At 39.2% G+C, this 24,195-nt stretch carries 27 protein-coding genes; 16 read left to right on the plus strand and 11 right to left on the minus strand.

The window, feature by feature from the left end:
* Positions 1 to 28: 28 nt before the first annotated feature.
* Together EHQ47_RS01845 and EHQ47_RS01850 are read left to right on the plus strand one after the other, a co-directional pair.
* A complete protein-coding gene (locus EHQ47_RS01845) occupies positions 29 to 733 on the plus strand; it encodes a hypothetical protein (RefSeq protein WP_004785405.1) in 705 nt (234 codons plus the stop codon).
* A 3-nt stretch (positions 734 to 736) separates the two neighbouring features.
* Positions 737 to 1,579, plus strand: a complete 843-nt coding sequence (locus EHQ47_RS01850; protein WP_135749957.1) for a glycosyltransferase family 2 protein — start codon at positions 737 to 739, stop codon at positions 1,577 to 1,579.
* Here EHQ47_RS01850 and EHQ47_RS01855 read toward each other — a convergent pair.
* Positions 1,484 to 1,828 (minus strand): hypothetical protein, encoded by a 345-nt coding sequence (locus tag EHQ47_RS01855; protein ID WP_040917277.1) that lies wholly within the window; start codon positions 1,826 to 1,828, stop codon positions 1,484 to 1,486. The genes EHQ47_RS01850 and EHQ47_RS01855 overlap by 96 nt on opposite strands.
* Positions 1,829 to 1,902: 74 nt before the next feature.
* Between EHQ47_RS01855 and EHQ47_RS01860 the strand changes: the two genes are divergently transcribed.
* The 5 genes from EHQ47_RS01860 to mutS all read left to right on the plus strand — a co-directional run bounded on the left by EHQ47_RS01860 (position 1,903) and on the right by mutS (position 7,873).
* The gene (locus tag EHQ47_RS01860; RefSeq protein WP_135776445.1) at positions 1,903 to 2,793 is read left to right on the plus strand and encodes a shikimate dehydrogenase family protein; all 891 of its coding nucleotides are present in this window, start codon (positions 1,903 to 1,905) and stop codon (positions 2,791 to 2,793) included.
* 41 nt (positions 2,794 to 2,834) lie between these two features.
* Complete coding sequence (locus tag EHQ47_RS01865; RefSeq protein WP_135776446.1) at positions 2,835 to 4,034, plus strand: Mur ligase family protein; 1,200 nt, start codon at positions 2,835 to 2,837, stop codon at positions 4,032 to 4,034.
* 62 nt (positions 4,035 to 4,096) lie between these two features.
* Positions 4,097 to 4,717 carry a TetR/AcrR family transcriptional regulator gene (locus EHQ47_RS01870; RefSeq protein WP_004787555.1) on the plus strand — a complete coding sequence of 207 codons (621 nt, stop codon included), beginning with the start codon at positions 4,097 to 4,099 and terminating at the stop codon, positions 4,715 to 4,717.
* Between the two features lie 17 nt (positions 4,718 to 4,734).
* Positions 4,735 to 5,367, plus strand: coding sequence for a phosphoribosylanthranilate isomerase (locus tag EHQ47_RS01875; protein WP_135776447.1), 633 nt, complete (start codon positions 4,735 to 4,737; stop codon positions 5,365 to 5,367).
* On the plus strand, positions 5,351 to 7,873 hold the full coding sequence (gene mutS, locus EHQ47_RS01880; protein WP_135749225.1) for a DNA mismatch repair protein MutS: 2,523 nt from the start codon (positions 5,351 to 5,353) through the stop codon (positions 7,871 to 7,873). Before EHQ47_RS01875 ends, mutS begins: the two co-directional genes overlap by 17 nt.
* Here mutS and serB read toward each other — a convergent pair.
* The 7 genes from serB to bioD all read right to left on the minus strand — a co-directional run bounded on the left by serB (position 7,844) and on the right by bioD (position 14,425).
* On the minus strand, positions 7,844 to 8,743 hold the full coding sequence (gene serB, locus EHQ47_RS01885) for a phosphoserine phosphatase SerB (protein ID WP_135776448.1): 900 nt from the start codon (positions 8,741 to 8,743) through the stop codon (positions 7,844 to 7,846). The genes mutS and serB overlap by 30 nt on opposite strands.
* Positions 8,744 to 8,745: 2 nt before the next feature.
* Positions 8,746 to 9,471: an SGNH/GDSL hydrolase family protein gene (locus EHQ47_RS01890; protein WP_135776449.1), complete on the minus strand. Its 726-nt coding sequence runs from the start codon at positions 9,469 to 9,471 to the stop codon at positions 8,746 to 8,748.
* 19 nt (positions 9,472 to 9,490) lie between these two features.
* On the minus strand, positions 9,491 to 9,670 hold the full coding sequence (locus EHQ47_RS01895) for a hypothetical protein (protein WP_002975048.1): 180 nt from the start codon (positions 9,668 to 9,670) through the stop codon (positions 9,491 to 9,493).
* Between the two features lie 24 nt (positions 9,671 to 9,694).
* Positions 9,695 to 11,209 carry an MFS transporter gene (locus EHQ47_RS01900; RefSeq protein WP_135776667.1) on the minus strand — a complete coding sequence of 505 codons (1,515 nt, stop codon included), beginning with the start codon at positions 11,207 to 11,209 and terminating at the stop codon, positions 9,695 to 9,697.
* Positions 11,210 to 11,301: 92 nt separating this feature from the next.
* On the minus strand, positions 11,302 to 12,357 hold the full coding sequence (gene bioB / locus EHQ47_RS01905) for a biotin synthase BioB (RefSeq protein WP_135749228.1): 1,056 nt from the start codon (positions 12,355 to 12,357) through the stop codon (positions 11,302 to 11,304).
* Positions 12,358 to 12,420: 63 nt separating this feature from the next.
* Positions 12,421 to 13,743: an adenosylmethionine--8-amino-7-oxononanoate transaminase gene (bioA, locus tag EHQ47_RS01910; RefSeq protein WP_135776450.1), complete on the minus strand. Its 1,323-nt coding sequence runs from the start codon at positions 13,741 to 13,743 to the stop codon at positions 12,421 to 12,423.
* Positions 13,733 to 14,425, minus strand: coding sequence for a dethiobiotin synthase (gene bioD, locus EHQ47_RS01915; RefSeq protein WP_135776451.1), 693 nt, complete (start codon positions 14,423 to 14,425; stop codon positions 13,733 to 13,735). The genes bioA and bioD overlap by 11 nt, the downstream gene beginning before the upstream one ends.
* Before the next feature lie 59 nt (positions 14,426 to 14,484).
* Between bioD and EHQ47_RS01920 the strand changes: the two genes are divergently transcribed.
* Together EHQ47_RS01920 and EHQ47_RS01925 are read left to right on the plus strand one after the other, a co-directional pair.
* Complete coding sequence (locus tag EHQ47_RS01920) at positions 14,485 to 15,006, plus strand: cyclic nucleotide-binding domain-containing protein (RefSeq protein ID WP_002975024.1); 522 nt, start codon at positions 14,485 to 14,487, stop codon at positions 15,004 to 15,006.
* On the plus strand, positions 15,003 to 16,061 hold the full coding sequence (locus tag EHQ47_RS01925) for an AI-2E family transporter (protein ID WP_135749231.1): 1,059 nt from the start codon (positions 15,003 to 15,005) through the stop codon (positions 16,059 to 16,061). The genes EHQ47_RS01920 and EHQ47_RS01925 overlap by 4 nt, the downstream gene beginning before the upstream one ends.
* 83 nt (positions 16,062 to 16,144) lie before the next feature.
* Here EHQ47_RS01925 and EHQ47_RS01930 read toward each other — a convergent pair whose 3' ends face one another.
* Positions 16,145 to 17,059 carry a DMT family transporter gene (locus EHQ47_RS01930; protein ID WP_135749232.1) on the minus strand — a complete coding sequence of 305 codons (915 nt, stop codon included), beginning with the start codon at positions 17,057 to 17,059 and terminating at the stop codon, positions 16,145 to 16,147.
* A gap of 44 nt (positions 17,060 to 17,103) precedes the next feature.
* On the opposite strand from EHQ47_RS01930, the gene EHQ47_RS01935 reads away from it, so the two are divergent.
* Genes EHQ47_RS01935 through EHQ47_RS01950 form a run of 4 tightly spaced genes read left to right on the plus strand, consistent with a single transcriptional unit; the run spans position 17,104 to position 20,134 of the window.
* Positions 17,104 to 18,318, plus strand: coding sequence for a hypothetical protein (locus EHQ47_RS01935; protein WP_135776452.1), 1,215 nt, complete (start codon positions 17,104 to 17,106; stop codon positions 18,316 to 18,318).
* Positions 18,299 to 18,964 carry a uracil-DNA glycosylase gene (gene ung / locus EHQ47_RS01940; protein WP_135749234.1) on the plus strand — a complete coding sequence of 222 codons (666 nt, stop codon included), beginning with the start codon at positions 18,299 to 18,301 and terminating at the stop codon, positions 18,962 to 18,964. Before EHQ47_RS01935 ends, ung begins: the two co-directional genes overlap by 20 nt.
* The gene (locus EHQ47_RS01945) at positions 18,954 to 19,841 is read left to right on the plus strand and encodes a DMT family transporter (RefSeq protein ID WP_135776453.1); all 888 of its coding nucleotides are present in this window, start codon (positions 18,954 to 18,956) and stop codon (positions 19,839 to 19,841) included. Before ung ends, EHQ47_RS01945 begins: the two co-directional genes overlap by 11 nt.
* The gene (locus tag EHQ47_RS01950) at positions 19,838 to 20,134 is read left to right on the plus strand and encodes a 4a-hydroxytetrahydrobiopterin dehydratase (RefSeq protein ID WP_135776454.1); all 297 of its coding nucleotides are present in this window, start codon (positions 19,838 to 19,840) and stop codon (positions 20,132 to 20,134) included. The genes EHQ47_RS01945 and EHQ47_RS01950 overlap by 4 nt, the downstream gene beginning before the upstream one ends.
* 56 nt (positions 20,135 to 20,190) lie before the next feature.
* On the opposite strand, the gene EHQ47_RS01955 is transcribed toward EHQ47_RS01950, so the two are convergent.
* Positions 20,191 to 21,093 (minus strand): porin OmpL1, encoded by a 903-nt coding sequence (locus EHQ47_RS01955; RefSeq protein ID WP_135749237.1) that lies wholly within the window; start codon positions 21,091 to 21,093, stop codon positions 20,191 to 20,193.
* A gap of 272 nt (positions 21,094 to 21,365) precedes the next feature.
* On the opposite strand from EHQ47_RS01955, the gene EHQ47_RS01960 reads away from it, so the two are divergent.
* From EHQ47_RS01960 to EHQ47_RS01970, 3 genes are read left to right on the plus strand one after another with little or no spacing between them, the layout of a single operon-like run.
* Positions 21,366 to 21,839 carry a hypothetical protein gene (locus EHQ47_RS01960; RefSeq protein ID WP_244290176.1) on the plus strand — a complete coding sequence of 158 codons (474 nt, stop codon included), beginning with the start codon at positions 21,366 to 21,368 and terminating at the stop codon, positions 21,837 to 21,839.
* A gap of 46 nt (positions 21,840 to 21,885) precedes the next feature.
* Positions 21,886 to 22,971, plus strand: a complete 1,086-nt coding sequence (gene carA, locus EHQ47_RS01965) for a glutamine-hydrolyzing carbamoyl-phosphate synthase small subunit (RefSeq protein ID WP_135749251.1) — start codon at positions 21,886 to 21,888, stop codon at positions 22,969 to 22,971.
* A gap of 26 nt (positions 22,972 to 22,997) precedes the next feature.
* Positions 22,998 to 23,183 (plus strand): DUF5808 domain-containing protein, encoded by a 186-nt coding sequence (locus EHQ47_RS01970; protein ID WP_135749239.1) that lies wholly within the window; start codon positions 22,998 to 23,000, stop codon positions 23,181 to 23,183.
* Here the strand turns inward: EHQ47_RS01970 and EHQ47_RS01975 are convergent.
* Positions 23,145 to 24,188 (minus strand): hypothetical protein, encoded by a 1,044-nt coding sequence (locus tag EHQ47_RS01975; RefSeq protein ID WP_135776455.1) that lies wholly within the window; start codon positions 24,186 to 24,188, stop codon positions 23,145 to 23,147. The two genes, EHQ47_RS01970 and EHQ47_RS01975, sit on opposite strands and share 39 nt — an antisense overlap.
* Between the last annotated feature and the right edge of the window lie 7 nt (positions 24,189 to 24,195).

The following is a 24,195-nucleotide window of genomic DNA, read 5'->3' on the forward strand; positions in this document are numbered from 1 at the left end:
CGTAGTTACCTTGACAGTAAGGACTTGAATGGAAAAGATTTCGGGTATGGGAAAGGAAACAAGCGAGATTTCTGATCACATCAAATTACACATCGAAAATGGGAAAATTCTCTCGCTAAAGACGCACCGGGTTTCCAAATCCGTTGAGGAACACATTAAGGAGGCCGTAGGTCTGATTCTGGATCGCCTCACTTACCCGACTCTTGTCCCAACTCTATACACCATCATCAAAGAATTGGCCATCAATGCCTGCAAAGCCAACCAAAAACGTGTCTTTTTTGAGGAACGTGGATACAGTATGTTAAACCCTTCTGAGTACGCCCGGGGGGTGAGAGAATACCGAGAAATGTTTTCCGAAGAGATGTCCAACGAATTTGGAATGAAAGCCAAAAAGAAAGGATACTACTGCTTAATTAATTTTAAATTCAATGACGATGGAATCACCATCGAGGTCATCAACAACACTCCCATTGCCAAAGAAGAAGAAAAAGCCATCCGTGAACGATTGGAAAAAGGAATGGTATATGATGACATCGCTCAGTTCTACATGGACAATGCTGACACCACAGAAGGTGCCGGTCTTGGGCTTGCCCTCATCCTCATCATGTTAAAAGGGGAAGGTATCGACCCCAATTTCTTTCGTATCATCATCGGGGAAGATTCCACCATTGCTCGTTTGGAAATTCCTCTCTCTGATAAATTCATCTCTGTCCGCGACCCCAACCAAATTTAATTTATGCCTCTTCCTTTATCCTGTGCCATCATTACCCTCAACGAAGAGGATAACATCTCTCGCACTCTCGCTGCCCTTTCCTTTATTGAAGATATCGTTGTCATTGATTCTGGATCTACAGACAAAACTGTTGAACTAGCAAAATCCCACGGGGCTCGCGTTTTTTATCGTAAGTTCGACAACTATGCAGACCAAAAAAACTTCGCCATTGAAAAAACTAAGTTTGATTGGGTGTTTGCCATTGATGCCGATGAAGTGGTATCCGATGGTTTAAAATCAGAAATCATAGAATTATTTAAGGAAAACAAGTTAGAATCCGTTGGTTATCTCATCCCTCGTTTGACTTATTATTTAGGAAAGTGGATTCGTTTTGGTGGATACTATCCTAACTACCAAATTCGGTTGTTTAAAAAAACTGCCGGAGAGTTTAGCGGTGGTTTGGTGCACGAAAGAGTTAAACTTTCAGGAAAACCAATCAAACTAAAGAACCCACTATATCATTATTCTTATAAAAACATATCCGATCACCTGCAATTCATTGATCGTTACTCTAGTTTGTTTGCGGAAGAAGAATTTAGAAAGGGAAAAACGAGTTCTATTTTTTGGGCTTTTTTAAAAGCGTGTTTTAAAGGTTTTTATATGTATTGGATTCGGTTGGGAATCCTAGATGGGAAACAAGGATTTGTTCTCGCCCTACTAGGATTTTATTATAATTTTCTTAAGTATTTAAAGTTATATGAAAAATCGAATTCAATCTCTTCTTTCTTTGTTATGGTTGATTCGGTTCATGATGTAAAGAGCAGTAAATCCACCAAGAAAGATGGCAACCAAATTCACGTTGGATAATTGAGTGGATCCAATTTTGGGTGACATGAGCCACATGATGATATCGCGGATATAAGTTTGGAAGGTTGCAAAAACGATTAATGCACCAATCCCTGCAACAAATGTAGATCCCCAAAATTTTCCGAGTAAGTCTTTACGTTTATAATAATAAAAATAATAGGCACAGGCTGCGGATGCGAGAAAAAAGAATAAAATATCTACTAGAATGGTCCACGGTTCTGATGGTGCGGCAAGCGGTAATGAAATCATTGATCTTGTACCTGTCTATTACCTATTTTCGGTAAGCCATAGTTTAGTCCATAAGATAAAAAAAGAGGTTTTCCTTGTATTCAAAACACACTGAACTATTTGGGATCTTGGGATATCCCTTGGGTCATACCCTTTCCCCTTGGATTCATAACACTCTCTTCCAACTTTCTGGATATGATGGAGTGTATTTGGTTTTTGAAAACGAGCGATGGAACGAGATTGGACTTCTTCCCTTAATCGACTTAGGTGTCCGGGGAGTTTCCGTTACCATACCGTTTAAGGAATGGGCTTATTCACAAGCGAACATTGTTTGTAAAGCATCCCAAACGATGGGTTCTTCCAACACCCTACTCTTCCGTGAGGGAATCGAAGCTGTGAACACAGATGGGACTGGTGCCGTCAGATCCATCCTCCAAGCCAATCCCGATCTTTTAGATCCGAATCTAGAAAAACAAATTTTAGTTCTCGGGAGTGGGGGAAGTGCCAAAGGAATTATATTTTCCATCGCAGAATTTCTCCAAAACAATGCGAAGCAGGGAAAGATCCAAAGAAAGGTCAAAATCCTTGCACGAAACGAAGTGGCAACGAATGAGATTCTCAATTCTTTAGGAAATCCGGAATGGCTTGGTGTTACGACCAAAGAAAAGTCTATGGAAGAAGCGGAAAACTATGACCTCGTCATCCATACAACTCCGGTTGGTATGAAAGGATTTGGTGGGGAACCAATTCTAAATTCCGACTTTTTTACCAAAAAACATACGTTATTCGACATTGTTTACAATCCTTTAGAGACCGATTTAGTAAAACAGGCAAAGAAAAAAAAAGCAGAGATCATTCCTGGATACCATATGTTACTCTACCAAGGGATTCGACAATTTGAACTATTTACAAATATCAAAACAAAACAGAAATGGATTGGGAAGGTGGAGTCCCTACTTTTCAAACAATTGAAAAATCGTAAATAGTTCTATACTAGGTTCACAGAAGGTTAACAAAAGAATTCCATATGTTGTTTTTTGATTTTTTATATAGTTTGCAAAACATTGAAAAAACAAGGAACTTCAATGTCTTCAAAAACTATTCTTTGGATGGACTTTCTGATCTCTTTTTATTTTTAAAAACAAAACATAAAATACAAAAGCCGATCCGCATCAGTGTTGTCGGTACCAATGGAAAAGGTTCTACCTCTCATTACCTTGCTTCCCTTTTGTCCATTCTTGGATACAAAACAGGACTTTATACTTCTCCCCATCTTTTGACACCGCTAGAACGTTTTCAAATTTTTTTAGGTGGAAAACCAGAAGTTCCCAAAGAAGAGGATGTGGAATCTTTTTTTAAGAACACTATCCTTCCCGACTTAGAAAGGTATCAGTCACTTTCTTATTTTGAATTTCTAACCGTTTTTACTTATCTCTATTTTGCGAAAGAAAATACAGATTTCGAAATTTGGGAAGCAGGGCTTGGAGGAAGACTTGATTCTACAAAACTTGTGTATGCCGACCATGTTATACTTACAAAAATTGGTTTGGATCATTCCGAAATTTTAGGAGCTACCAAAGAAAAAATTTGTTTGGAAAAACTAGGAATCCTAACTGATGTTTGTCGAAACCTGATAGCGATGGATCCCGAAGATGATTCCTTACGAACCCTCATTCAAAATTTTCCCAAAGGAAAAACGAAAACGCAGGTCCTCCCTCTCGAAAAAAAACCTACCTATTTAGAAACTAACTTTCTATTTTCCCAAGCGGCCCTAATCCATTTGATTCCAAACGAGACAACAAAGCTCAGCTCCATTTCCTTTGCCTCAGTAAAAAAACCTCGTGGTCGCATGGAAGTGTTACAAAACTCTCCCGAAATTGTTTTTGATCCGGCCCACAACCCAGACGCCATTGCTACGACCACACGTGAGTTTGCCAAAACACATCCCTCCTTCTCCCTGCTACTGGGAAGCCTTCCCGACAAGGACCGAGAAGGGATTTTGTCTCAACTGGTGGGCCTCCCCCTCCATTCCCTCATTCTTTGGGAAGGAAGCGGATTTGGGGCCTTCCCAGAACTTCCCCAAGGCCTAACATCCATCACCACGAAAGTACAAGCCGAAGAAGACCTGCGTCCCCTATTCCAAGGCAGATTTCCGGTATTGGTGTTAGGAAGTTTTCGTCTCTATGGAATTGTGGCAAAATTAATACAAAATACAACAAACATGTAAAATTAAACTTTACAAATGAATCCTGAACGACATTGTTCTTTTAGGAAACATCGTTCAGGACCATGCAAACTCCAAAAGAACATACACGAAAAGAAATCTTACAAGCGGCTCGAGAGGAATTCATCCAACTCGGTTTTGAGAAGGCTAGTATGCGAACCATTGCGAAAAAGGCAAAGGTATCCACGAGTAATATCTACAATTACTTCGAAAACAAAGAACACCTTCTAACAGAGATACTACAGCCGGTTCTTTCTGGAATGGAAAAAGCCTTTGCTTATGTATCTCATCCAGATTATTTCGAAAAAAGATTTAACGACAGTTATGAGGCGTGGCAAGAGAGATTTCATATTGCTCTTGATTATGTGGATGCAAATCGCGATGATTTTATCCTTCTCTTAACAAAATCACAAGGTTCCCATCTAGAAGAATTTCCAGATACGGTTCTTACCCGTCTTACCAAAATCAATTTTGACCAGTATAGCAATTTTAAAGAAAAAAATCCAAGTTACAAAGGGGAAGTGAGTGAGTTTGTTGTCCGCAACATCCTTTCCTTTTTTCTCAATATCTTTGTGCAGATGGTTCGCCAAGGAATTTCCAAACAGGATATGTTGGTGTATCAGGATAGTTTCCTTAAATTTTTACACTTTGGGTACAAAGGATCGATTGCCTCTGATCTGAGTTGATTCAATCTGGTTCCCATATGGGAACCAGATACAAAATTAAAATCTGTGGAATCAAAGACCTGGCCACATTAGAACTTTGTGTGGACCTCCAGGTCGATTTTGTTGGCCTCAACTTTTCTCCACGTTCCCCTCGTGCCATCAATGCCGAAACAGCAGAAACCCTTCTTAAGATAAGAAAAAAATCTGGATTCCCAAAACTTGTATTTTTGTTTTTTGAAAACGAAATTACAGAAATCAAAACACTCACAGAGCGTTTCCAACCGGACCTCATCCAACTCATCCGAGGAGACCAGTTGATTTCTCCGAAAATTTGGGATGAATTCACAGAAACTAAAAAGTTATTACCTACCATCAGGATCCAAACCAAGGTCACAAGTGATGAAGACCTGGAACCAAAATCAAGTTTAGTAATTTTAGATAGTTATCAAAAAAATTTGGGTGGTGGAACCGGACATACTTTCCCTTGGGAATATGTAACATACGTAAAACGACCTTTTTTACTCGCTGGTGGGATCACTCCAGAGAATGTTAAAACTGCTTTAGAAACCGTTCATCCTTATGGGATTGATGTGGCCAGTGGAGTGGAAACCGACGGAAAAAAAGATCCAAATAAAATAATAACCTTGGTACAAAATGTCCGAACACTATGAAGCATTGAACACTCCTGTCATGCGCCAGTACATGGAGGTGAAGGAACAACACCCGGATGGGATTGTATTCTTTCGTATGGGTGATTTTTATGAAATGTTTTTAGAAGATGCTAAAATTGCTGCACAGATTTTAGACATCACCCTCACCAAACGCCAAAACCAAATTCCGATGGCAGGGATCCCGTATCATGCAACGGAAAGTTATATATCAAGGCTGATTGCTGCGGGGAAAAAAGTAGTTGTTTGTGAACAAACAAAACCCGACGATCCCAAAGCCAAAATCATGTCGAGAGAAGTGGTTCGTATCATCACACCGGGAACTGTGGTGGAAGATAACCTTCTCGGCGGATACCAAAACAATTATTTATCATTGTATTACCGGGAAAAAACATCCGTTTACTTAGCATTTGCTGACGTTTCTACTTCAGAACTTTTGTATTTCTTTTTTTCAGAAAATGAAACAGAAAGAATTAACGATACTATCAAACGATTCTCTCCTAAAGAAATCATTTATACAGAAGAAGTCCCCCCCTTAGCAAAAGAATCCAAAATCATTCTCTCTAAAATCCCACCGGATTATCTTCCCAAAAAGAAAGGAGCAGGAATTGACACGGTTGTCCATGTACTCGACGCCTATCTTCAGTATAACTATCGGAAACAAAACTTTGTTTTTAAATCTCCTAGACGAATTGATGAAAACGAATATTTGGTTCTGGACGAACAAACCGTTTCTCATTTAGAACTCGTTGAAAATCCAAATGATAAAAACCATACTTTGTTTGGGGTTCTCAATCGCTGTATCACAGCGACTGGAAAAAGATATCTCAAACAAAGGATTCTATTTCCGACAAGAGATGAAAACAAAATCAAAGCCCATTGGGATAAAATAGACATTCTTTCTGCAAACAAAAAAGAAAGACAAAAAATAAAAGATTTGTTAGGTGATTTGATTGATTTGGAGCGAGTTCTTACAAGGTTTCGAGTAGGGAAAGCATTACCTCGCGATTTTCGTGGGATTGAAAAAAGTTTAGAATCCACAGCAAGTATCAAATCCATTTTGGATGGGATTGGTTATGATTTTTCCAAACTACCTAAAGAACTAAATACATTATCAAAACTGTTTATGGATACCCTTTTTGATGGCGAACTTCCTGTATTTCTCGGCAACTCTCCTTTTTTAAAAGCTGGATTCAATCAAGAATATGATGATGCCATCCTTGCTCGCGAAAAAGGAAAGGATTGGATTTTGGAATTAGAAGAGAAAGAAAAAAAAGCTTCCAACATTTCCTCACTTAAGATTCGTTACAACAAAATCCTTGGTTACTTTATTGAAATCTCCAAAGCCCAAGCGAAAGAAGTTCCCAAACATTTTTTAAAAAAACAAACGCTGGTTACAGGAGAAAGATTCACTTCTCCCGAATTAGAAGAACTAGAACGAGCCATCTTACAAGCAGATGAAATCATCGAAAGGATTGAAAAGGAAAAATTCGAAGAATTAGTCGCACACTGTATTTCACTTTATGAAGAATTTTTAACTCTTTCCACAGAAGTGGCTTCTTTAGATTATCACCTTTCGCTCACAGAAACCAAAGAAGAATACCAATGGATCAGGCCCGAAATTCGTAACGATGGAATTTTAAACTATTCCGAATCTCGCCATCCTGTTGTGGAAACTTTTTTACCAATTGGCGAACGTTTTGTACCCAATAGCCTAGAACTCAATCCGAGCGACAACGCCATTGCCGTGTTAACCGGTCCCAATATGGCCGGTAAATCTACGTTTATGCGCCAAATTGCCATTAACCAAATCCTATTCCAAATGGGATCTTATGTTCCCGCAAAAAAAGCATCCCTTGCCGTGGTAGATCGAATTTTCACTCGGATTGGTTCTGGTGACAACCTAACGAAGGGTGAATCTACTTTTTTTGTAGAGATGAAAGAAACAGCCACCATCCTAAACCAATTTTCTGAAAATAGCCTCATTCTATTTGATGAAGTAGGTCGTGGAACATCCACCTATGATGGGTTATCGATTGCTTGGGCCATTTTAGAATTTTTATCTGCCAAGTTTCCCAAACCAAAAACCATTTTTGCGACCCACTACCATGAATTAACAGAACTGGAAAAAGGAAATGGAATCTTTAATTTGTATTTGGATACATTTGAAAAAGAAGGAGAGATCCTTTTTCTTAAAAAAGTCAAACGAGGGAAATCAAAACAATCCTTTGGAATCTATGTAGCAAAACTTGCAGGCATTCCCGAAACCGTTTCTGATCGTGCCAAAGAAATCCTTTCGGGACTTGAATCCAAAAAACGAGAGATTAAAATCAAAAACGAAGAACCAAGTTTGTTTGCGGGCCTCATGGACAACAATACTTCCAACATGTCACCAAACGAGGAAAAGGTTTTAAAAAGATTAAAACAAATCGATCCCAATCAAATTCCACCGATGGAAGCGTTGTCTATTTTAGATGAATTAAAAAGAATTCTCAAAGAGAAAGACTAAGGCCGATAGATCAGTAAAGTCGATCCAGTTCGTGATTTTATCTTTTAATCCAGATTTTGCATGAATTCCAATGCCAATTCCTGCGGCACCAAGCATGAGGGCATCGTTTGCCCCATCTCCTACGGCAACCACCTGTTCTAAAGGAATCGAAAGGTCTTTTGCATACTGTTTTAGATAGATTTCTTTTTTTTCTCGGTTGATGATCTCACCAAAAATTTCACCTGTAAAACTTCCGTTGACTTCTTCCAATCCATTGGCTCTATAAAAATCCACAGGATACTTTTCCGAAAATAGTTTTAATACGGGAGTAAACCCACCACTGAGGATTCCAAGTTTTGATCCATTTGTTGGAACAAATTGAAATACTTTTTCCATTCCATCATTTAGTGTCAAAAGATCATACACTTCCCGAAAACTTTCTTTGGAAAGACCTGCCAGGTGTTTGACACGCAATCGTAAAGCTTCGTCAAATCCCATTCCACCTTCCATCGCTTGTTTGGTGACAGTGGCAACGGCTTCATACACTCCGTGTTTTCTTGCCAACTCGTCAATGACCTCTTCTTTGATCACTGTGGAATCCATATCAAAAACAAAAAGAGACTCTTTATGATTTGGTAACAAAGAACCAAGGGATAAAAAATCAATTTGGTATTTTGCTAAATTTTTTCGAACTGTTAAAACTTGGTCTCGATTCAGAGTTGTATTATGTAAAATACGCACACAGTACAATCCAAAACGTTCTGCGTGAGAAACATTCAAATCACTTACATTGGCAGTGGTGGAGGAATCGCCAAACATGAGACTAGCGAAAGATTCAGAAAGAATAGATGGAGAGATGGGGGAACGAGAAATCAGAAGTAGTGAATTCATTTTTACTTTTTTAAATAAGGTCTTAGTTTTTTACCCCAGAGTTCATATCCCTTTTCATTAAAATGAAGGTTATCCCCATTGGGACGAATGAATTCTTCACTTAACGTGGGAGAATCGGTTTTACGCATTTTATCCCAAACTTCGATATATTCCACATTAGAAGTGGTTTTTGCAACTTGGTTTAAAAACAAATTAAATACAGGAACAATTTGGTTCAGTTCCTTAACTCGCGTTGGCGGTACAGCCATCAAAAATATCTTTGTATTCCGATTCCTAACGTGAATTTTCTGAATGATGGAGAGCAGATTGTTTTGCACGAGACTAAGGCATTTGCCTTGGATAAAATCATTCCCACCAATTTCAATGACAATGGTTTCTGGACGAAGTACAAGGACATCCTCTTCAATGCGAGTAAGAAGAGTTTCTGTCATATCACCACCAATCCCACGATTGGTAACGGACTGACCGGGAAATTCTTTGGCCATCAAGTCTGGTAAAAACAAATGAACCAAACTATCGCCAGTAAAAACAATATCTGATTTTTTGATTTTTAAATTATCTTCTGCGTATAACAGCCGTGTGGGGAGCCAAGCCTTCTCAATGTACTTTTTAAAGTTAGAGTTGTCTCGCCACCCAGGCTCGGCAAAACATTGGAAATTGGTTTCGAAATAATCACGTTTTGAGGATGATTTACAGTCAGTAACACTCAAAACAAGGGCAAAAGCCATGCCCCATCGGAGGAAGAATTTAGTCCTGTTCTTGCGGTTCATTCATTCGGAAGCGCTTTTGCCAATCTTTGATTTGGGCCTGCGCATATTCTTCCGTATCACAAATCCGAAATTCGATCGGGTTATTTGTGGTTGTCTCGATGAGTTTGGCTTCGATATACCCGTTCTTTAACTTGGTTGTCTCAATGCGATATCTCATCTGAATAGCTCCAAAAACCAGGATTTAATTACCACGTATCTTTGCAATCTCTTCTAAAGTTTCATCTTCCTTGTATTTTCCAAAGAGAAAGATGGCGAGTAGACAGAATGCAGAGGCAAGAGGACCTGTCAAACGGACACCCAGCTCCCCTCCCGCTTCTACTTCTTCGACTTTACAAATGGTAGATTCCATACTTATTTTTGCCTCAACTTCTGGATTTTTTTTCAATTCTGATTTTGGATCCGCTACAGAAGGTGCAAGGATCCCCGTTACATTTGGTGAAACAGTTTTTTTGGTTTCTCGATCAAGTCCCAAAAGGATCACCGAACTAAAAATAAGTACAGCTAAAGTTTGACCCAACTTTTGCATGAATGTTCTTCCCGCATAAAAAAGCCCCTCTCGTTTTGAACCTGTTTTTAATGAATCAAGTTCAGCGATATCAGCAAGGATGGCATTCGGTAGGATTCCAAGAATCGCTATGGGAACGGCTGCAATGGCAACAATCAAATAACCTTGAATATGCGGTGATAATGGTAATGAATTTTTCCCTACAAAATAGATAGAAAGAAAGAGTAAAAGAAAGATATAGAATCCAAATAGTACTGTTTTTTTCTTTCCGATCCTTCTTGCGATCCAGTTGACCACAGGATAAAAAGCAAATGAAACCAGTAACATCACAGTGAGTAGTTGTGTGACAAATTCACGTTCCAGTTCTAGAAGGACTGTTACATAATAAGAGATCCCTGTGGTAAGAATGGTCAGTGCTAAAAAATAACAGAGATCCGACAAAGCAAAGTATAGAAAATTCTTATTTTTGAATGTAAGGAGGATGGCCTCTTTAAAAGGAACACTGGAGGCCTCCGATTCACAATAGGTTTTTTCATGAATCGAAAATACGGGAAAATACATACAGATTGCCGCAAACGTACAAAGGATTCCCAAAGCATACTGACGAGATACCAAGGTTTGAAGTGCACTATCCCCATCAAAAACAAAAGAGGATTTTAAAACACCTGCGATCATTGGTTCTGTTGAAGCCACAATGATCCCCAAAGCATACGTGACTGAAATATAAGTAGAGAGATTCAATCTTTCTTCTGGTGTATGACCCAATTCTGGAATGAGAGCAAAGAAAGGTGTGACATACACTGTTAAAAATAGATAAAACAGAAGCATACAACCGGTCATCCAAACCAAGTTGGTGGAAGAGATAAAGTTGTGTGGGGGAACAAAAATCAGCCAACAAAAGACGGCTGCGGGCACTCCTCCTAGAAATAGAAAAGGAATCCTGCGTCCAAATCGGGAACTAAACCGGTCTGAGGAATTGGCAATGATGGGATCAGTAAATGCATCCCACAAACGACCAAGAGCTGCCACAACACCAATGGTGGACAGTCCCCAGAATGCCATTTTTTCAATCAGGTCGGGGAAACATTCTTGTCCTGGTTTTGGTGCGGGTGGGAGATAAAAATAAACTTGGTGGAGACCAATGATATTGATGAGAGTGGACCAACCCAATTGGCCGATCGCATAACTCATCTGTTTTCGAAATGGTAAAGAAGGTTTTCGCATGTTTCTCACTAGAGGCGGTAAAGTAGGAGCATACTACCGCCAAAAGTAAAAAAGGCAAACTACTTTTTATGTTTATAGAGTTCTGGAAAATTTTTCTCGTCGTAAAGGAACTGTGACTCGTACTCATCCCATCCTTCTGGAACTCCTTCTGTAAATTCAGGAACCATAGAACAATCGCGAATCAAGTTCATCGTTTGGGCCATTTCACTGCCTTTTACATTTAAGTATCCTTCAGCAAACAATGAATTGGCTACAAAAAGAGCCATTGACTGTAAAGAACCTAAATGGCCTTCTCTTCCGGCACCGATACGAATTTCTGAATCTGGATTGACCAATCGAAACATAGACAATACACGAATACAAAATTCAGGAGTGAGTGACGACTTCTGGATCGCATGTCCTTTGATAGGAATAAAAAAGTTAACAGGGATAGATATCACACCAAGTCGTTTGAGTTCAAAGGCAACTTGGACTAGATCTTTTAGTTCTTCTCCCATTCCCACAATGATCCCAGAACAAAGTCCGATATCCGCTTCTCTTGCCGCCTCAAGTGTTGTTAGTCGGTCTTTGAAGGTATGTGTAGAACAGATTTCGTTGTATTTAGATTCAGATGTATTGAGATTATGGTTGTAGCGGTCAAGGCCTGCGTCTTTTAAAGTCCTAGCTTTTTTTGCGTCCAAAATTCCCGCAGATAAACAAACCTTCATTCCAAGTTCGCCATTGATTTTGGAGATGGTCTCTGCCAATCGATCCACTGCATTGTCAGTGGGGCCACGTCCAGAAGTCACCATACAAAAACGGTAAGCACCATTGTCTTTCGCACGTTTGGCATCTTCCCAAATTTCTTCCGGAGACTTGAGTGAATACTCTTGGATTCCTGAATCTCCACCCTTTCTTTGTGCGCAGTATCCGCAGTCTTCAGGGCAATAACCATTTTTGATATTATCTAATATATGAATGCGAACACGATTGGTATAATAACGATTTCTTTCTTCTGAGGCACGAGCGACAACCGAAAGCAAAGGGGCTTTTCCTTCTAGGATTTCAAGGGCTTCCGCTTCCGTAATTAAGGAAGGTGAGGAGGAAACTGTTTTTTCTTGGACTTCTGCAATCATGGGAACAGATTCTTTGCGACGCCAACCTGTGTAAACGAAGAAAATCTCTTCGTATATTTAGTCTCAATCTGAATCGGTAAAACTAAGAAGGGTCTCTTCCATCGCTAAAAAAATATGATCCAGGGATTTCTCTGAAATGGTATAGGGTGGAGTGATATAGATGGTTCGACCAAGTGGGCGTAAAAGAACTCTAAATTCTCTCATTTTTTCACGGATCTTTTTCCCAATGGGATTTAGATATTCATCCTCTGCTATGGTTTCTTTGTATTCAAAAGCAAAGATTCCACCAAACACTCGAACGTTTTGGATTCGTTTCCCTAATTTTTTTTGGAATGGTTCTATTCGTTTTTCCAAAGAACTTTCGAGTTTTTTGACAAGGACCTTACCATCTTCCTGCAAAAGTTTGACTGACGCATAACCAACGCTACACGCCATTGGATTTCCAGTCATAGTATGTGCATGAAAAAATGCATGGTAAGGATCTTTTGACAAAAATTGTTGATAAATGAATTCAGAAACTAAGGTGGCACCGAGGGGCAACATTCCCCCGGTAAGACCTTTTGCCATCACCAAAAGATCGGGTTTGACTCCTGCCACTTGGTAAGCAAAAAACTCACCTAACCTTCCCATTCCAGTAAATACTTCATCAAAAATAAGAAGAGTATTGGTTTGTGTTGCCAGTTGTCTTAATTTGATTAATACTTTTTTATCATAAAATAACATCCCATTGGCGCCAAATACCAACGGTTCAATGACAATTCCTGCATATTCGTTTTGTTTGATACTCAGTTCTAAATCGTTTAAACATTCGGTCGCACAACTACTCACATTTTTTCCCCAAGGACAATTCATACAATTGGGAGCAGGAAATTCTTTTGTGGGAAATCTAAGTTCAGAAAAAATTCGGTTAAAATAATTTTTTCCTGAAACATTCATGGCTCCAATACTATCTCCATGATAGGAATTGGAAAACACGAGAAACTCTGACCTTGGTTTCAAATCAGGATGGTTTCGATAGTATTGGATTGTGAGTTTCAGAGCAATTTCTATCGCATTTGATCCGTTATCTGAATAAAAGACCTTGTGAAAGTCAAAATGAGTTAGTTCCAATAAAGATTTGGATAATGCTTCAGCCGCAGGATGGATATGACCTGCAAGCATCACATGGTCTAATTCATCAATTTGTGTTTTAAGTGCGGATACCAACTTAGGATGACGATGACCAAATATCATTGTCCACCAACTGGCTATGGCATCAATCCACTGGTTCCCTTCGGAATCAGTCACGAACTCCCCTTCAGCTTTTACAATATCGATTAAAGATTCCCCTTCTTCTTGGATGGTCAAAGGAACCCATGTATGAGTTTGGAGTGGACTATATTTCATCGTCTGGATTGAGTAAAGTATCAATGACATTCCGATTGGTATCAAACTCTTGGTTTGCAAAAGAAATAAATTCTGTCGGTGATAACTTTTGATCTGGAAAATTGGTAACACCCAAACAAGGTGCACCACCTAATCTTTGTATGGTATCTGCATTATCAGTTTGTAAGGAATTTTCTGGGCCCACTAAATAAAACCCAAGAACCGCCACAAAGCGACTGGTAAGCGCATCCAAAGTGAGTAAGGTATGATTGATAGTGCCAAGTTCGGTGGATCCTATCACCACAACAGGAAGATTACTTTCTCCAATTCCTCTGATGGTTAAGTAGTCATCGGTCCAAGGGACAAAAACCCCACCTGCCCCTTCGACAAGGGTATTGTTTTTTCTTTCTTTGCTAAGTGCCGCTAGAAGGAACTTGGGATCTAAAATTTTTCCTTCTTGTTTGGAGGCATAATGTGGACTTGCGGGTGTTTGGAATTCATACACAGGTTTTAGAAAATAGGAATCCGTTAGACTGGTTGTTTTCTGCACCCATTCCGTATCACCGGCACTGACTGTACCAGTTTGGATGGGTTTCCAATAGCGAAACCCATAGGTTTCTGCGTATTTTGCCATAAAGAGGCAGGAGAAAAAAGTTTTTCCGACATCTGTCCCTGTCCCCGCAACGTAAAAAGCTTGGCCCATACGGATCAAGTTTTATCAATTCTTGACCCCGTCTATCCGATTTATATAGAAGAGGCCCTATGCAACTTCCCCTTTGGAAATCCATTCTCAAACGTGATGAAAACCCGATTACGGAGATTTCACATTTTTTACGTGAAACAGCAATCTTTGAAGGAATGTCTCGCAGGACATTACGAGAAGTGGCAAGGCTCATCCACAAACGTAAGTATTATGCAGGTGAAACTATTTTTTACCAAGGCCAAGCAGGAACAGGAGTGTATCTCATCTTACAAGGGAAGGTGGAAATTTTTTCTGAAAGAGAAGGTGTTACTCTAAAGCTCGCCGAACTTGAAAAAGGTGCTTTTTTTGGAGAACTCGCCCTATTCCAAGATTTCCCAAGATCTGCAACTGCCGTGGCACTTGTAGATTCTATTTTACTTGGTTTTTTTCAACCTGAACTAAAAACACTATTAGAAACAAAACCAAGAGTAGGAAACGATCTGCTATTGAGTTTTGCATCGATCATCGCTGACAGGCTCCGCAAAACAAATGATACACTAGAAGCAGCTTACTTCAAAAGCAAAAAAAATAAAACAAAATGAATCTAAAAGAATTTAATATATCCTCTTTTATATTACGGACTGCGTTTTTTGGCCTGATCGCACTTACTGTATTGATTGGAGTTGTTGGAGTAAAGTTCTTAGCAATTCCACTTTTAATTTCAGGAATCCATTTTTACATCTTTCATGGAATTGTGGACTACTTCGAATCGAGAGGAATTCACAGAGCGATTACAATTATCGTTATATTCACATTTTTAATCGCCGGTGCTTATTGGTTTTTGGCTTTTTATTTACCAAATCTTTTTGAAAAGGCGCAACCCATTGTCTCCGAATGGTCTGTAAAAATGGATGATCCCAATTTTCAATTATTAGATTTTAATAAACTTCCTGTAGTCTCACAAAACCCTGAGTTATGGAAAAAGATCATCCATCCAGAAGAAGTTGCTAAAATGGCTACTTCCAACTTAGAAGAATTTTTACGTAGTCTTGTTGTGATGATTCCCACGTTTATTAGTTGGATGATCATCATCCCCATTATCAGTTTCTTTTTATTATTGGATGCAAACCTAATTTATAAAACAGTGATTAGTTTTATTCCCAATCGTTTTTTCGAAATGTTTTTAATGGTTTTTTATCGAATGAACCAACAGATTACCAGTTACCTAAAAAGTTTAGTCATCCAATGCGGAATTATGGCAATTGTTGCTTCGATTGGTTTTTATATTGTTGGGGTTAAGTTTTTTATTCTCTTTGGAGTGTTTTTGGGTGTTGCCAATTCCATTCCTTACTTAGGACCTCTTGTGGGAGCTGTTCCCCCCATTTTATTTTCCATTCTTTTCCCTGAGATGTCTCCATCGATTGGATCCATTGCTTCGGTTGTGGTGGTAGCACAATTAGTAGACAACGCGATCGTACAACCGGTAGTGATTGCCAATGCGGTTTCTCTCCATCCACTTGCGATACTGATTGGAATTGCTGTCGGGGGGAACTTTTTTGGGATCTTTGGAATGTTACTCGCAATCCCAGTTTTGTCCATTCTCAAAGTTACAATTGGAATTCTTTACCACGCCCTCAAAGAACACCAAATCATTTAAACGAAGATGGAATACTCTGGGAGTGCATACATTTACGAAAGTTTTAAACAAACCAAACCATATCGATAACACCTTATGGTTTGTTATTCTTCTCTTTGATTCCACTTACCTAATTCGGAAAATACAATTCCAAAAAGGGTAAGGCCCGAACCAATTGCACCAACTGTCTCCAGCCTTTCTCCTAACACTAAATAGGCGAGAAAAAAAGAAAACACCGGTTCCAAACTATAGAGTAACCCTGCTCTTGCCGGAGGAACCGCCTTCTGGTATCTAGTTTGGATCTGCGTTGTAAAAATCGTAGCAAAAATAGAAGTATAAATGATTCCAATCCAAAATTTTAAATCAAATTGCACTGATATTGTTTGGTTCAAAAAAATAGACTCCACTGGGAACAAAGTAGTGGATACAATCGCAATCAAAAGAATCTCAAAGGACACTAAGATTTGGGCAGGAATTTTTTTACTAAAAATATCAATGAGTATGATGTAAATCGCAAAGAAAAAAGCACCAATAAGAGTCAGTCCATCACCCAATCCAAAGCCAGTAGATTTAAGAATTTCTTCATAGGATTTTCCATTTTGAGAAATCAAAAATAATCCTACGACGACTATCAAAACAGCAATCCAAGTTCGAAGTGATGGAAGCCGGCGTTCAATGGCAATTTGTAACAAAGGAACAAAGACAACATAGGCTCCAGTCATAAAACCAGACTGCGTGGCGGTCGTATAAACAAGGCCAATGGTTTGAAAGGCATAACCCAATAAAGCCGAACAAGCGACCAAAAAGGCAGGAAATATATAATCCCACCTGCGGTTTGCTTTGGAAAACAAAGTCTTTCGATACAGAAGTAAAGTAACAATTCCTGCGAGCCAAAACCGGACAGCCAAAAATAGAAAGGGTGGCACTGAATCCAGTGCAAGTTTGATGACCACAAAGGTTCCACCCCAAAGAATGGCGGCAATCACCAAAAAAAGTTCTGGAGTGAAAATCCTGGACATATAGAAGACAATGTTTCGAAAGAAAGGTCCTGAGCAAGGAAAAGATGAATTGGAAATTTAGAATCCGCAAACCACAAACCGGAACTGCCCTAAGTTGGGAGGTGTATTTTCCACCCGGAACAGCCACTTGGTCTGGAGAAAAAATCAAAGAGATCTTAAATTCTGTTCCCTTACCCAACCAACCGGAACCCAATATACGCGTTTTTTCTGAAAAAATAAAACTAGAAAACACAAACTCTCATCAAATCGCCTACCTTCTGTTTCATGGTCTTTTTCTAAGAGATGTTCGCCTTGTGATTGGACGCACCAAAGACTGGGATAGGTCTTCCGAAGTTAGGGAAGAAGAATGGGATCGAATCTTAACAGAAGCAGTTACAATCGCTAAACCATTGTTTTCAGATGTAAATACAAGGTTCTATGAGATTAAAGAAAATTTACATATCAGTTATTTCGAAGATGAAATTACCGTTTCACTTTCTGTATTGGGAGAACCTGGATACAAACGAGGTATCAAAGCTAATTTCCCAACCAGTGCCCCAGTCCCAGAAGACTTAAGCCAGATTCTAATCCAACAATGTATTGAAATCTTTCTAGTTTCTAAAAAAGAGATTGGTGCTTTGTATATTCCGTTTGCTGGTACATTGACTTTTGCCACCGAATGGGCGTTACAGGAAGAAAACATTTCTCTTCTCTCTTTACCAAGGGATTTTATATTTTTTAAACTCAATTTGTTTCCCGAAAAATCATTCGAACATTTCAAAAGGAAACTAAAAGAACAACTATCAACAAAACCTTTTGAATCCACTCCCATTGTCATCCAAGATACAGACCCAGCTTTAGAAAGTTATTGGTCAGAAGAGTTCAAACGTTGGAGAAAAATAATCCAAGTATCTCATTGGGATCATAGTATTTCTGATTTTTTAAGAACCTTTCCTGTTTTACCGGAGGGAAGTTCAGATTTTTCTCACTACTTTTTACCTTTGAATCCACCTTACGGACTCCGCAAACACGAACGAACTGGACCCGAAGAAAAATTGTATTCCAAAATTGGAAAACGATTAGAAGAACTTTTAAAACTCACAAAAAATCATCCCAAACTCATTGGGTTTATCCTTTGTCCTACTGAAGAAAAATGGAGCGATTGTATGAGGGAACTTCGAAGTTTTTCCAAAAAAACGATTCATGTCACTCATGGAGGAATCGACTTACGAGTATTATACTTTCATTCGGAGGGGAAAATTGAAAGACGTACAAATTGAGTCGGGCTGGAAAGAAGTCCTGAGAGAAGAATTTGAAAAACCTTATTTTTCCAACTTACGCGAGTGGGTAAGAGATCAATACAAATCTGCTACAGTATATCCGCCGGCAAAATTAATCTTCAATGCATTTGATTCTTGTCCTTTCGACAAAGTGAAAGTGGTGATCCTTGGCCAAGATCCCTACCATGGCCCCGGGCAAGCACATGGACTTTGTTTTTCCGTCAACGACGGAGTTCCCTTCCCACCATCCTTACAAAATATCTTTAAAGAAATTGCAGACGATTTACAAAAACCCATTCCAAAATCAGGAAACTTAACTCATTGGGCAAACCAAGGTGTTCTTCTTCTGAATGCCACTCTGACTGTACAAAAAGACAAGGCAGGATCTCACCAAAATAAAGGTTGGGAAGAATTTACGGACGCTGCGATCAAAATCCTTGCGGAGAAAAAATCCAATATTGTATTCTTATTATGGGGATCCTTTGCGCAGAAAAAAGAAGTTTTAATCCCGCCAAACAAACATTTAATTTTAAAATCGGCACATCCATCTCCCCTCTCTGCTTACAGAGGCTTTTTAGGAAACAAACATTTTTCCAAAACAAACGAGTATTTACAATCACAAGGAAAAGAACCCATTGACTGGTAACGAAAAAAAAGGATATTTTTTTGTCTTCTTAACGGGAGTATTCTTTGCATTCGAAGTCATTGGTTTTAAAGAAGTTTTTCGTAGATACAATCTTACTCCCGAAATGGCTGCCTTATTTGGAGTGGGATTTGCTTTTTTAGCTGTCACACCTTTTTTTCTGAGTTCTTCTAAACGAAGAAAAAAAGTAATCCTCACAATCCAAAGAGACGGTTTGGTTTTACTCCTTGGAACCTTTTCCAATGCGATGGGGATTGTGTTGTATTATTATGCACTCAAACAAACCGATCTTGGTCCTGCGGCAATCCTTATCAAAACAACGGTTTTATACAATGTGATTTTGGGTGTTGTGTTTTTGGGAGAACGTTTTAAAGATCGCGAAGTATTTGGAATTGTACTGGCGATGGTTGGAATTTATTTGATATCCACCTTAGAAGGTCAGATCAATCTTTTATCTGCGTTTTGTATTTTAATTAGCGCTTTTTTATTTGCTATTCAAAGTTATATGATCAAAAAATACATTCCCGAGATTCTGGGCCTCGAGTATGCTTACTTGCGATTGTTTTTGTTATGTGTGTTTTTCTTTTTATATTCGCTAAGCATTGGTTCTTTTTTAATCCCCAAGTTGCCAATCATTGTTATGCTTGGTTTTTTTTCGTTATTAGGTTATTTTTTAGGTAGAGCTTTTTATTTTGAAGCGCATAATTATCTACCGATTAGCAAACTCAATGCAACATTACTAATTGAACCAATTTTTTTAATGTTTGTTGGGATTTTCTTTATGAATGAACCATTAGACCTGCAAAAGTTAGTTGGAGGAGGAGTGATCCTTCTTGGGCTTTATTTGATTGTTTTTCATAAACGGAAGGGGAAACCATGAGAGAAAAACCAACGGATCTTTCTGAAAAGGAAATAGAAAGTCTCTTAGATACCTACAAAGAATGGGAACTAGATACAAAAGATGGGATTCCTTTTTTAAAAATGGAAAAAGAATTTCGTAATTTTACAGAAGCCTTTTCGTTTATCACAAAAGTAGCCTTGGTTTCTGAATCGATCGATCACCATGCTGAGATTTGGAATGTATACAACAAACTTCGATTGCAGTTGTTAACTCACGAAACAAATTCTCTTACTACAAAGGATAAAGAATTTATCACCTTACTCATGAAATAAAAAAAGCCGGGGTTGGAATCCAACACCGGCTTTTGATACAATCAGTAAATGACTGATTAGATTTCGATTTTGTAACCTACGCGGTAAGTTTGTCCACCGATTACTACTGGGTAAGCAACCCAAGGAGCAAGAGCAGAAGCTCCACCGACAGACGCAACTCCACCAACTCCCATTCCAGCAGAAAGGATAGTTTCTAACTCAAAGAAAAGGTGACCTTTGTCAGTGATTTTTGTTTGTGCACCTACGAGCCAGTTCAAACCAACTCCACTTGCACCAAAACGTACGTTTTCTTTGTGAATTCCTGGGCTTGGAGCATCACCAAGAAGTGTTCCTCCTGGTCCAAGAACTCCTGGAGCAAAAGTTTGAAGTCCAGGGTTATTGATAGTCCCAGAAACTCCCCACCATCCTTGGAAGTAGTTCACACCAGCACCAACGTAAACAGCAGTATCGTTCGCTGCGTTGTAAAGTTTGATTCCTAGGTAAGTTGGAACTGTCCAAGCAGTGTAATGCCACTCTTGGTCTAACCATTTGTAACCCATTACAGTCGAAGATGTATCACCACCAGCGATTTTTGTTGTATAGTTTACGTTGATTCTCCAAAAAAGGCTATTGATTCCAAAAACCCCTTCTTTTTCGTAACCTACGTTGATGTTACCACCCACCATAGCTCCGTTTGTTTTTGCACCAATTGCACCACCAGTGGTTCTCTTTAAGCTGATCAATGTGTTTTCTGCATAGATCGCTTTTTGAGGAGTTCCATATGGTTGGCCTGAGCCATCAAGCCTTGGTCGACCAGAATCAAGACCATCTTTTGTGATGGTTCCACCGAGTTGAGCTAGGTCAAATTGAGCTCCAAGACCGATCATAAAATAAGAACGAGGACCAGATTGTGCGCTTAAGCTACCAGCTAAGCACAAAAGTAAGAACCCCATCATTCCAAAACGTAGAGATTTCAGCATGCGATGATTACTCCTTAGTGAGTTGTTTCCTGAATTTTTTTCGTACCTGTGGACAAACGAATGCAAGTGAGCAGTCGTTCATACCGACAATTGCAATGAAACTAGTCGTTCTTCTAGGATTTGTCAAATAAAATTGTTAAATTTAAACGAAAATTGTGTTAAATGTGGTAAATCGAATGAGTCTAATGCCGTCTAAACAAGTTTTCCTTATTTGCAGATTGTTCTTGCTTTTTGTTCTGTTTTCGACCGAACGGTTTGGATTGGAACGAAAGATGATTCGTTTTTCAGGCGAATTGGTGCATTGGGAAGCATCTGGCGAAGATCCACAGTTCCGATTCCTCGACCAAACCAACCTCCGAGAAAAAACCATCCATTGTGATGCAGAAACCATGAGGCTCACCCTCGGAAACCAAACCTTCGAAAAACGCCATATTGAAGGAAAAGCCGCACAACTTTCCCCCACCTCCGATGTTTGGTTATGTGTTGGTCGACTTCATATTTTCCAGAAATACCAAGTCTCTGTTAGTTCCCCTTCTCCTCAGTCCAAAAGAATCCAGGGCCAGGTCATTGAAGCCGATGGGGAAACTGGTCAAATCGTCTATTTGGTCCGGGGGAAACGCTCCTATTTGACCATTGAACCTGGACTCGCCAAAGAGATGGCAGAGGCCCTTTCCAAAATGCAAACAGTAGAAATCAATGGAGACTACCATTACGATCGGATAAAACGTTATTACCTAAAAGACTGATGAATTTTTGTTCGTCATTAGGGCCCATTTCTTTGGAATGGACTGGATGCAGGCTTTTTTGGTTTTAGCAAACGGAACGGTCATGAAGGGCCGATCCTTCGGTGCAAATAAGAATTCGATTGGTGAGGTAGTCTTTAACACCTCTATGGCGGGATATCAGGAAATCATCACTGATCCTTCCTACAAAGGCCAACTCGTGACCCTCACTTACCCCATGATTGGGAACTACGGTATCAATCCAGACGATATGGAATCGGATAAGATTCAGGCTTCTGGACTGATTGTCAAAGAATATGTCAAACGACCTTCCAACTTCCAATCCAAAGAAACTCTGAGTGAGTTTCTCATTCGGTTTGGAGTACCCGCAATAGAAGGGATAGATACGCGCAAACTAACGCGCATTATTCGGAATTCGGGAGCAATGTCCTGTGGAATTTTCATTAGCGAAACCTACGAAGATTCTTTTTTAGAGGCAGTCAAAAACGCACCTTCCATGGAAGGACAAGACCTTGCCCAAGTGGTCACCTGTGAAAAACCATATGTGTTTGGTGCTCACTCTCCTAGCAAATTTAAACTTGCTGTGTATGACTACGGAATCAAAAGAAACATCCTCAAACTTCTAGATGCAGCAGGATTCAACGTGCATGTATTCCCTGCAAAAACCAAAGCAGAAGACTTATTAAAAGAAGGATTTGATGCTTTTTTCTTATCCAATGGGCCAGGGGATCCGGCTCCTTTGGATTATGCCATTTCTTCTGCAAAAGCCATTATGGATGCAAAAAAGCCCCTGTTTGGAATTTGTTTAGGGCACCAGATCATTGGGTTGGCTCTTGGGAAAAAGACAGCCAAACTTAAGTTTGGTCACCGTGGCGGAAATCATCCTGTTCGAAACGAAGAAACCGGAAAAATTGAAATCACATCCCAAAACCATGGGTTCCATGTTCTTGGTGAGTCAACAAGTGAGATACCAATCACAAGGATCAATTTGTTCGACAATACGGTTGCTGGTCTAAAAACCAAAGGCCTTCCTGTGATGGCAGTCCAATACCATCCAGAAGCTTGCCCAGGCCCACACGATTCCGCTTACCATTTCCAAGAATTTTATACTATGGTAGAATCCTCTAAATCCTAAGATTTGGCTAAATAGCGAGGTAATTCATGTCATACGGTGAAGATAAAAATTTTTGGGGAATCCCATACGGAACTGAAATTTCAGCAGAAGCATTTGTAAAAGATATTTGGGACCCAAGTACAGACGAAATCCTAACACCAAAACAATTTTTTGGACTAGGTTGGGGAATCAACCTACATGCCCTTGGACGACGAGTGGGCGTGATCAAATAGAACTCTTTTCAAAATCACAGAAAACGCATCTCTTCCTTTTTGGTTGAGATGTGTTAAGTCAGCAAAATTCTGATACTCCTCTAAAAACACCGACTTAAAATCTAAGACTTTTACTTTCTTACGATTGGGATCTGTAGTAATTGTTTTAAAAAACTCATCTGCTACCAGGTTCGCCTTTGTTTTCTGAATATCCTTTTCCATTTTAGGTGAAAATGGAATCCGAAGGAATACTATCTCTAAATTTTGTTTTTCCCAAAGGCGAACACATTCTAACCACAACTGAATGGATAAATCCCGCCTGCCTGCTAAGATCTGCGTATTTAAATTTGGAAAAACTTCTGATTCTAATAATGTAGGATCATCACCAATCGATTTCCAAACCCAAGCACCTTGTTTGTTCTTTATGTTATCTTGAATGTACAAATACTCTTGTTTTCTTCTCGGGATATCATTTTGTGCGACCGGATCATACACCAAACGATTGATATTTGAACTAAGACCAAAATAAGGAAAAATTTTAACAATCAATTTCCAACTTAAATCCGTTAGGTTAGAAAAGTATGCCTTCCTTAACAAAGGATGTGTGATCGTATATTTGGACAAATTTCCAAATGAATAAAACAATTGTCGGTTTGCATCGGTGACTGAGTTTTTACTCGTATTTAAGGGAGATAAATTTACATAAACTTTCTTTAGTTTAGGTAGTTTGTAGATAACATCTAAAGAATCGGAAAGGATACCTTCCGGTTGTTGACTCGGCTTCGGGAGGTATAAAACTTCTTCATTAGACAGCCCTTCTATTTCTGCAATTGTCTCAGGTGAAATCCCACTAACGATCTGACTGTCCCCTAAAACCAGAACCTTTGCTTCCGTACGAATCGTACGTTCATTTGCAAAATACCAATACACAGAAGTTGTCTCACAGAACTGAATGATCCATTCTTCTGTCATATGCATAAAAAGAGAAATGGTCAAAAAGGTGATAAAAAAATAACGTAACTTCATAATGAAT

Origin of the sequence: Leptospira bourretii, from assembly GCF_004770145.1 — a bacterium.
Taxonomy (GTDB): domain Bacteria; phylum Spirochaetota; class Leptospiria; order Leptospirales; family Leptospiraceae; genus Leptospira_A; species Leptospira_A bourretii.

What these genes read in the sequence shown, in the direction of transcription:
- EHQ47_RS01955 (WP_135749237.1), bottom strand. Translation starts at nt 21,093, where the DNA reads ATGCTGAAATCTCTACGTTTTGGAATGATGGGGTTCTTACTTTTGTGC.
- EHQ47_RS01890 (WP_135776449.1), bottom strand. Translation starts at nt 9,471, where the DNA reads ATGGCTTTTGCCCTTGTTTTGAGTGTTACTGACTGTAAATCATCCTCA.
- EHQ47_RS01900 (WP_135776667.1), bottom strand. Translation starts at nt 11,209, where the DNA reads ATGAGTTATGCGATCGGCCAATTGGGTTGGTCCACTCTCATCAATATC.
- carA (WP_135749251.1), top strand. Translation starts at nt 21,886, where the DNA reads ATGCAGGCTTTTTTGGTTTTAGCAAACGGAACGGTCATGAAGGGCCGA.
- EHQ47_RS01930 (WP_135749232.1), bottom strand. Translation starts at nt 17,059, where the DNA reads ATGTCCAGGATTTTCACTCCAGAACTTTTTTTGGTGATTGCCGCCATT.
- EHQ47_RS01895 (WP_002975048.1), bottom strand. Translation starts at nt 9,670, where the DNA reads ATGAGATATCGCATTGAGACAACCAAGTTAAAGAACGGGTATATCGAA.
- EHQ47_RS01845 (WP_004785405.1), top strand. Translation starts at nt 29, where the DNA reads ATGGAAAAGATTTCGGGTATGGGAAAGGAAACAAGCGAGATTTCTGAT.
- EHQ47_RS01950 (WP_135776454.1), top strand. Translation starts at nt 19,838, where the DNA reads ATGAGAGAAAAACCAACGGATCTTTCTGAAAAGGAAATAGAAAGTCTC.
- EHQ47_RS01870 (WP_004787555.1), top strand. Translation starts at nt 4,097, where the DNA reads ATGCAAACTCCAAAAGAACATACACGAAAAGAAATCTTACAAGCGGCT.
- bioB (WP_135749228.1), bottom strand. Translation starts at nt 12,357, where the DNA reads ATGATTGCAGAAGTCCAAGAAAAAACAGTTTCCTCCTCACCTTCCTTA.
- EHQ47_RS01975 (WP_135776455.1), bottom strand. Translation starts at nt 24,188, where the DNA reads ATGAAGTTACGTTATTTTTTTATCACCTTTTTGACCATTTCTCTTTTT.
- EHQ47_RS01960 (WP_244290176.1), top strand. Translation starts at nt 21,366, where the DNA reads ATGATTCGTTTTTCAGGCGAATTGGTGCATTGGGAAGCATCTGGCGAA.
- EHQ47_RS01920 (WP_002975024.1), top strand. Translation starts at nt 14,485, where the DNA reads ATGCAACTTCCCCTTTGGAAATCCATTCTCAAACGTGATGAAAACCCG.
- EHQ47_RS01875 (WP_135776447.1), top strand. Translation starts at nt 4,735, where the DNA reads ATGGGAACCAGATACAAAATTAAAATCTGTGGAATCAAAGACCTGGCC.
- EHQ47_RS01925 (WP_135749231.1), top strand. Translation starts at nt 15,003, where the DNA reads ATGAATCTAAAAGAATTTAATATATCCTCTTTTATATTACGGACTGCG.
- EHQ47_RS01935 (WP_135776452.1), top strand. Translation starts at nt 17,104, where the DNA reads ATGAATTGGAAATTTAGAATCCGCAAACCACAAACCGGAACTGCCCTA.
- EHQ47_RS01865 (WP_135776446.1), top strand. Translation starts at nt 2,835, where the DNA reads ATGTTGTTTTTTGATTTTTTATATAGTTTGCAAAACATTGAAAAAACA.
- bioA (WP_135776450.1), bottom strand. Translation starts at nt 13,743, where the DNA reads ATGAAATATAGTCCACTCCAAACTCATACATGGGTTCCTTTGACCATC.
- EHQ47_RS01970 (WP_135749239.1), top strand. Translation starts at nt 22,998, where the DNA reads ATGTCATACGGTGAAGATAAAAATTTTTGGGGAATCCCATACGGAACT.
- serB (WP_135776448.1), bottom strand. Translation starts at nt 8,743, where the DNA reads ATGAATTCACTACTTCTGATTTCTCGTTCCCCCATCTCTCCATCTATT.
- bioD (WP_135776451.1), bottom strand. Translation starts at nt 14,425, where the DNA reads ATGGGCCAAGCTTTTTACGTTGCGGGGACAGGGACAGATGTCGGAAAA.
- EHQ47_RS01850 (WP_135749957.1), top strand. Translation starts at nt 737, where the DNA reads ATGCCTCTTCCTTTATCCTGTGCCATCATTACCCTCAACGAAGAGGAT.
- mutS (WP_135749225.1), top strand. Translation starts at nt 5,351, where the DNA reads ATGTCCGAACACTATGAAGCATTGAACACTCCTGTCATGCGCCAGTAC.
- EHQ47_RS01855 (WP_040917277.1), bottom strand. Translation starts at nt 1,828, where the DNA reads ATGATTTCATTACCGCTTGCCGCACCATCAGAACCGTGGACCATTCTA.